This window comes from Neisseria sp. P0022.S010, assembly GCF_051956635.1.
On sequence record NZ_JBQCXF010000185.1, the window covers coordinates 1 to 5,551 of the forward strand.

A 5,551-nucleotide genomic window follows, 5' to 3' on the forward strand; every position below is an offset into this window, starting at 1 on the left:
CTGGTATGAACCAAATCGACGCACTGAAACTCTTCCAAGAAGACCCAGATACCGACGCCATCATCATGATCGGTGAAATCGGCGGTACTGCGGAAGAAGAAGCAGCCGAATACATCCAATCCAACGTAACCAAACCTGTTGTAGGTTACATTGCTGGTGTTACCGCTCCTAAAGGCAAACGTATGGGCCACGCCGGTGCGATTATTTCCGGTGGTAAAGGTACTGCCGAAGAAAAATTCGCCGCTTTTGAAAAAGCCGGTATCGCTTACACCCGCAGCCCTGCCGAGCTGGGCACTACCATGCTGGAAGTGTTGAAAGCAAAAGGTTTGGCATAAGACTTGGGTCTTTAAGCTGAATTGAAAAGGCCGTCTGAAGTTTTCAGACGGCCTTTTTTAAATTCTATTGGGTTGTTTTCAGAATAAGCACTTAATTTAATTTAAATTAACGTTTATTTGGAAATAAATGGTTATAATACTATTAACAGATGAACAATCTGTGACCATATCAATCTATAGGAGAGTAGTATGAAAAAACATAATTTTGAAAAACGTCGTGATGCTTTGTTGGAAGATATCCGAGAAGTAATGGATGATGTGGATGAACTGTACCGCAATGGTGTTGAAGCCGGTTCGGAAGAGGGTAGTAAAATTCGCGCTAAATTGGAAGCAAAATTGGCAGAAGCCAAAGAGCGTTTTAGCAGCTTCGAAGAAGAAATTAGCGAACGATTTAAAGATGGTAAAGAGCTTTTTTCCGAATTAGAGTCAGATGCTGGTGCACGCTTGAAACGCGGTGCTAAACAAGCTGATGAAGTGGTGCATGAAAAACCATATTATGCAATGGGTTTTGCCGCATTGGCCGGTTTGGTTGTCGGTGTGTTGTTGAACCGCCGTTAATGCGAATATGTTAAGGCCGTCTGAACAGGTGTGTACATGAAATCATGGATTTCATTGCGCTGTGCAGACGGCCTTAGCCTTATGTTTTCCTGAAAAAAAGGATAGTTAAGATGGGAATTCGCCAGCGTTTTGAACATGGCAAGGCTTTGTTGAATCAGGGCGCGGATTTGCTGCTGCTGCGTTTGCAGGTATTGAGCTTGGATTTGACGCGTCAGGCGGAGAATGTGTTCCGGTTGGCGATTTGGCTGGTATTGTCCGGCGCGCTGTTGATGGTGGGCTTGGTCGGTTTGCTGTTCGGTTTGAACCGCGTGCTGACGGATGTTGCGGCTTTGTGGGTGTTTTTCGGCATTTTCTTTGTGAGCCTGCTGATTATTGCCGTATTGTTCCGCAAAGTATCGGCGGACTATCGGGAGCAGGGCAGTCGCGTGGCTGAGACCTTGCAGGATATTCGATCGGACATTGCGTATTTGCGCGGTGAGATAGACAAGGATGCGGACGATGAAGCAACAGGAGTATGAGGAAGCGCGCGAGCTGCTGCTTTTGGAAGCCAAGCTGGTGCGGCTGAGGATTGAAGCGGAAAATTTGAAACTGCGTAAAGCGGAAGAAAGTAATGCTCGGCAGACTAATCGTTTGGTGATGTTGGCCGATGTGGCGTATCAGTTGAGCCAAACGCGTTTGCTGTCTCAACGTGCTTTGTTTTCTACATCGCGTCGTCGGCATTGGATTTGGCTGGTATTGGCAATCATACTGCGCTTGTCGAGATAATCGAGGGCAGAGGTTTGGTCAAAATGATATTTGCGGCGCGTTGTTGGCTCGTGTGAGCCGCTTGTTGCGGACGCTGCGTCATTGTGTTGTCGAAACTGAAACTTTATCTATGTTGAGTATTTTTTACAAAAGACACCGGCCGTCTGAACATTTCAGACGGCCTCAATGTTTGGAGTTTCAGATATAATGGCGGCAATTTTGAAATTATTAAATGAAGGATAAGTGATGAACCGTTTGTATCCCCACCCGATTATCGCCCGTGAGGGCTGGCCGATTATCGGCGGCAGTTTGGCTTTGAGCCTGCTGGTGTCGATGTGCGGTGGCTGGTGGTCTTTGCCGTTTTGGGTGTTTACCGTGTTTGCATTGCAGTTTTTCCGTGACCCTGCGCGTGAGATTCCGCTAAATCCTGAAGCGGTGTTGAGCCCGGTTGACGGTCGTATCGTGGTGGTTGAGCGCGCACGCGATCCGTATCGTGATGTCGATGCTTTGAAAATCAGTATTTTTATGAACGTGTTCAACGTGCATTCGCAAAAATCACCTGCTGATTGTACGGTAACGAAAGTGGTCTATAACAAAGGCAAATTCGTGAATGCGGATTTGGACAAAGCCAGTACGGAAAACGAACGTAATGCGGTGTTGGCGACTACGGCTTCTGGTCGTGAAATTACTTTTGTTCAAGTGGCCGGTTTGGTGGCGCGCCGTATTTTGTGTTACACCCAAGCAGGTGCGAAACTGTCTCGTGGCGAACGCTATGGCTTTATCCGCTTTGGTTCGCGCGTAGATATGTATCTGCCTGTCGATGCTCAGGCGCAAGTGGCGATTGGCGATAAAGTTACCGGCGTCAGCACTGTATTGGCGCGTTTGCCGCTGACTGCGCCGCAAACTGAATCTGAGCCTAAAGCCGCAGCTCCACAAGCCGCGCCAGTTTCACAAGCGACTCCGGTTGAAACAGTGGCAAGCCAATCTACCGAACAGCAGCAAATCGAAGCAGCGGCGGCTAAAATTCAAGCGGCTGTGCGTGATGTGTTGAAAGATTAATTGCCGGTTTTAAAATTGGTTTAAAGTAAGAAAAAGGTTTTCAGACGGCCGTCTGAAAACCTTTTTTGTTTGCCTGTCCGATTTTAAAACTTCACGTTCACGCCGCCGGTAAAGCTGCGGCCCATTTGCGGCGTATCAGAGAGGAAGCTGCTATGGGCGTAAACGGATTGGTTGAGCAGATTGTCGGCTTTGACATACCAATTCCACTCGCCATAGCGCGTATTGCGGCGGTAATTTGCGCCGAGGTTGAGCATATGGTGTCCGGGCGTGCGCGTTTCGTAGCGGGCGAGTTTGTTTTGGGCAAACACGCGGTAGTAGTCCAAATTGGCATCGATGCGGTCGGTCAGCGCTGCATTCAGGTGGAAGCCGAGTCGTGCGGCGGGAACGCGCGGGGCGTTTTGGTCGGCTTGGGCAATGAGTGGGCGGTTACCGTAGGCGTCTTCCCTACCGGGCAGCGACGGGAGGTTTTTCAGACGACCTCTGACGTAGTCGCCGGAAAGTCCGATGCGGTAGCGCGGCGTGGGTTTGAAGTAGATTTCGCCTTCCGCGCCGTAGAAGTCGGCGCCGGATTGGTTGTAGCGCACGAGCTTCATTTCACTGTCGTCTTCGATGGATTTGGGACCGCGTCCGTCGTTGAGGGTTTGCGCGTAGATGTAGTTGCCGAAGCGGTTGCGGTAGAGTGCCAGATTGTATTGCCAGCGGTCGCCTTCATAGCCCAGCGCGAGTTCGATGTTGTTGGAACGCTCTTTGTTCAGGTGTTTGTTGCCGACTTCAAAGGTGTTGGTGGCGACGTGTTTGCCGTGTGCGTACAGCTCTTGCGTTGACGGCAGGCGTTCCTGATGGGAGGCGGTCAGGCTGAGTTTGTGTTTGGGCGAGAAATACCAGTTGCCGGAAAGCGCGAACGAGCGGGCGGTTTGGCGGTGCGCGCCGAGGTCGGGCAGGGGTTGGTTGTAGTAGTTTTCCCGATCAATCAAGGCTTTGTCGTACTGGATGGAGGCTTTTTGTTTTTCCACGCGTACGCCGCCTTCAAGCGTGAAGTTGTCCCAGTTTGCCTGTTCTACACCGAAAAAGCTGTAATGGCGCACATTGTTGTCAATTAACATCGGTTGTTGGACGGTTTCGGGAATGGCGGAAAGCGCGCTGGATTTTTGTCCCAAATATTGCACGCCCCAGCTGCCTTTCAGACGGCCTATGGGTTGGTGGCGCAACTCGATACGGGCGTTGTGTGTTTTGTTGTTGAAGAAGTTTTCTACTGCGTCGCCTGCTTTCTCGTCGTGGCGGTAGTCATTGCGGTTCAGGTGTACGCGCAGGGCTTCAAAACCGGGGAATGGCTGCTTCCATTCGGCGCGGAGTTCATAGCGTTTGTTGCGCAGGTCTATCCAAGGTTTGCCGTTGTGGGCATGGGCGTGTGCATCATCGTCGTCGTGAAAGCCGCAGCTCAAGCCCGGATTGTCGTAATCGACGTCTTCTTCGGTCAACAGGTGTGGATAAAGCTGCAAATAGCGTTTGTTAATCAAACTCTTTTGCCAGATGATGTCGGCGTGGCAGTCGTCGTAGAGATGGCTGTGGGCAGGCAGGCCGTAGCGGTCGCGACGGTCGCTGTACGCCACGCCGAGGAAACCCTTATCACCAACCCAAGACAGGCCGATGCTGCCTGTTTTTGAATCAGCATGGCTGTCGGGCAGTCGTTTCAGACGACCTTCTTCTTTTTGATAGCGCGGTACGGCGTAATCGCCCGATTTGCGGTACAAGCCTTCGGTATGCAGCACGAAGTTGTTGCCTAAGCCGATATTGATGCCTGCGGATGTCAGTTTTTCCAAATTGCCACTGCTCAAACGCAATCCGGCTTCGCCCGATACGCCGTTTTCAGGCATTTTTTCGGGGATTTTGCCATCGGCAACATCGACCAAACCGGCCACATTGCCCGAGCTGTACAAGAGCGTAACCGGGCCGCGCAGGATTTCAACCTGTTGCGACAAGGCGCTGTCCACCATCAAGGCATGGTCGGGCGAGAAGTCCGCCATGTCGCCCGTTTCGCCATGATGGTTTAACACTTTAATCCGTCTGCCTGTTTGACCGCGAATAACGGGAGCGGACGCGCCGCCGCCGTATTGCGAGGCATGAATGCCCGGTACGCCGTCTAAAGCATCGCCTAAGTTGACGGCTTTTTGGCGCAAGGTATCGCCGGAGATGATTTTGTCGGAGGCGGTCGAAGTGTGCAAAAGCCCCGATGTGGCGCGCGGACGGCTTTTGCCGACGACGGTAACCTCGTCCAAGTCAACCGACTGCTCAGTTTCATGCGCTTGGGAGAGAATAGGGGTGCTGATTAAAAGAATAGATAAAACAATGGGCTTGAGTGTGGTTTGTGTCATTTTAGTTTTTCATCATATTTCGAAAGGCTGTTATTATATAACATTTCAGCATTAATATAACAAGAATTTAAGAAGCAAATCGCATTTGATGCTGCAAAACAGCCAAGCCAAAGCCCATACAAACAGAGTAAAACCAAAGACAATAAAGGGACAGTGTAAAACAGCGACCGTAACAATAATCCGTTTCCGGTCAAATGTAGTAAATTTAGATAATGGTTTAAAATATCAATCAAATATTAAACATACCAGGAAAGGAATTGGTGCTCGCCCGGGAATTGTCGCAAGTATTGAACCTAGGAATTCCTTGGATTTATTCAAAAAATCCGTACCCACATCAAATCTTAAAAGTGATTTACGTTTTTATTTTGATGGTGAAGTGGTTCATCAATTTGCACTCAGTAATGGTGTGTATCACTGGGCAGGAATAAAAGGAAAACAACAGGCTAATCAGATACCCATGGACATTAAACATCACTTTAATAT

The 5,551-nt window shown here is 49.7% G+C and carries 5 protein-coding genes and 2 pseudogenes; 6 read left to right on the forward strand and 1 reads right to left on the reverse strand.

The features are described from left to right. The 5 genes and pseudogenes from ACTHUT_RS13250 to ACTHUT_RS13270 form a co-directional block, all read left to right on the forward strand. Positions 1-335: pseudogene (locus ACTHUT_RS13250) on the forward strand (succinate--CoA ligase subunit alpha); the annotation flags it as partial. A 189-nt stretch (positions 336-524) separates the two neighbouring features. Further along, positions 525-893: a DUF883 family protein gene (locus ACTHUT_RS13255; protein ID WP_070608049.1), complete on the forward strand. Its 369-nt coding sequence runs from the start codon at positions 525-527 to the stop codon at positions 891-893. A gap of 110 nt (positions 894-1,003) precedes the next feature. Next, positions 1,004-1,411, forward strand: a complete 408-nt coding sequence (locus ACTHUT_RS13260; protein WP_137040303.1) for a phage holin family protein — start codon at positions 1,004-1,006, stop codon at positions 1,409-1,411. Further along, complete coding sequence (locus tag ACTHUT_RS13265) at positions 1,392-1,658, forward strand: hypothetical protein (RefSeq protein WP_250599851.1); 267 nt, start codon at positions 1,392-1,394, stop codon at positions 1,656-1,658. Before ACTHUT_RS13260 ends, ACTHUT_RS13265 begins: the two co-directional genes overlap by 20 nt. A 225-nt stretch (positions 1,659-1,883) precedes the next feature. Beyond that, complete coding sequence (locus ACTHUT_RS13270; protein WP_250599853.1) at positions 1,884-2,696, forward strand: phosphatidylserine decarboxylase; 813 nt, start codon at positions 1,884-1,886, stop codon at positions 2,694-2,696. Positions 2,697-2,779: 83 nt separating this feature from the next. Here ACTHUT_RS13270 and znuD read toward each other — a convergent pair whose 3' ends face one another. Next, positions 2,780-5,068, reverse strand: a complete 2,289-nt coding sequence (gene znuD, locus ACTHUT_RS13275) for a TonB-dependent zinc receptor ZnuD (protein WP_250599855.1) — start codon at positions 5,066-5,068, stop codon at positions 2,780-2,782. Between the two features lie 85 nt (positions 5,069-5,153). Here znuD and ACTHUT_RS13280 point away from each other — a divergent pair. Beyond that, positions 5,154-5,551, forward strand: a pseudogene (locus ACTHUT_RS13280) (hypothetical protein); the annotation flags it as partial.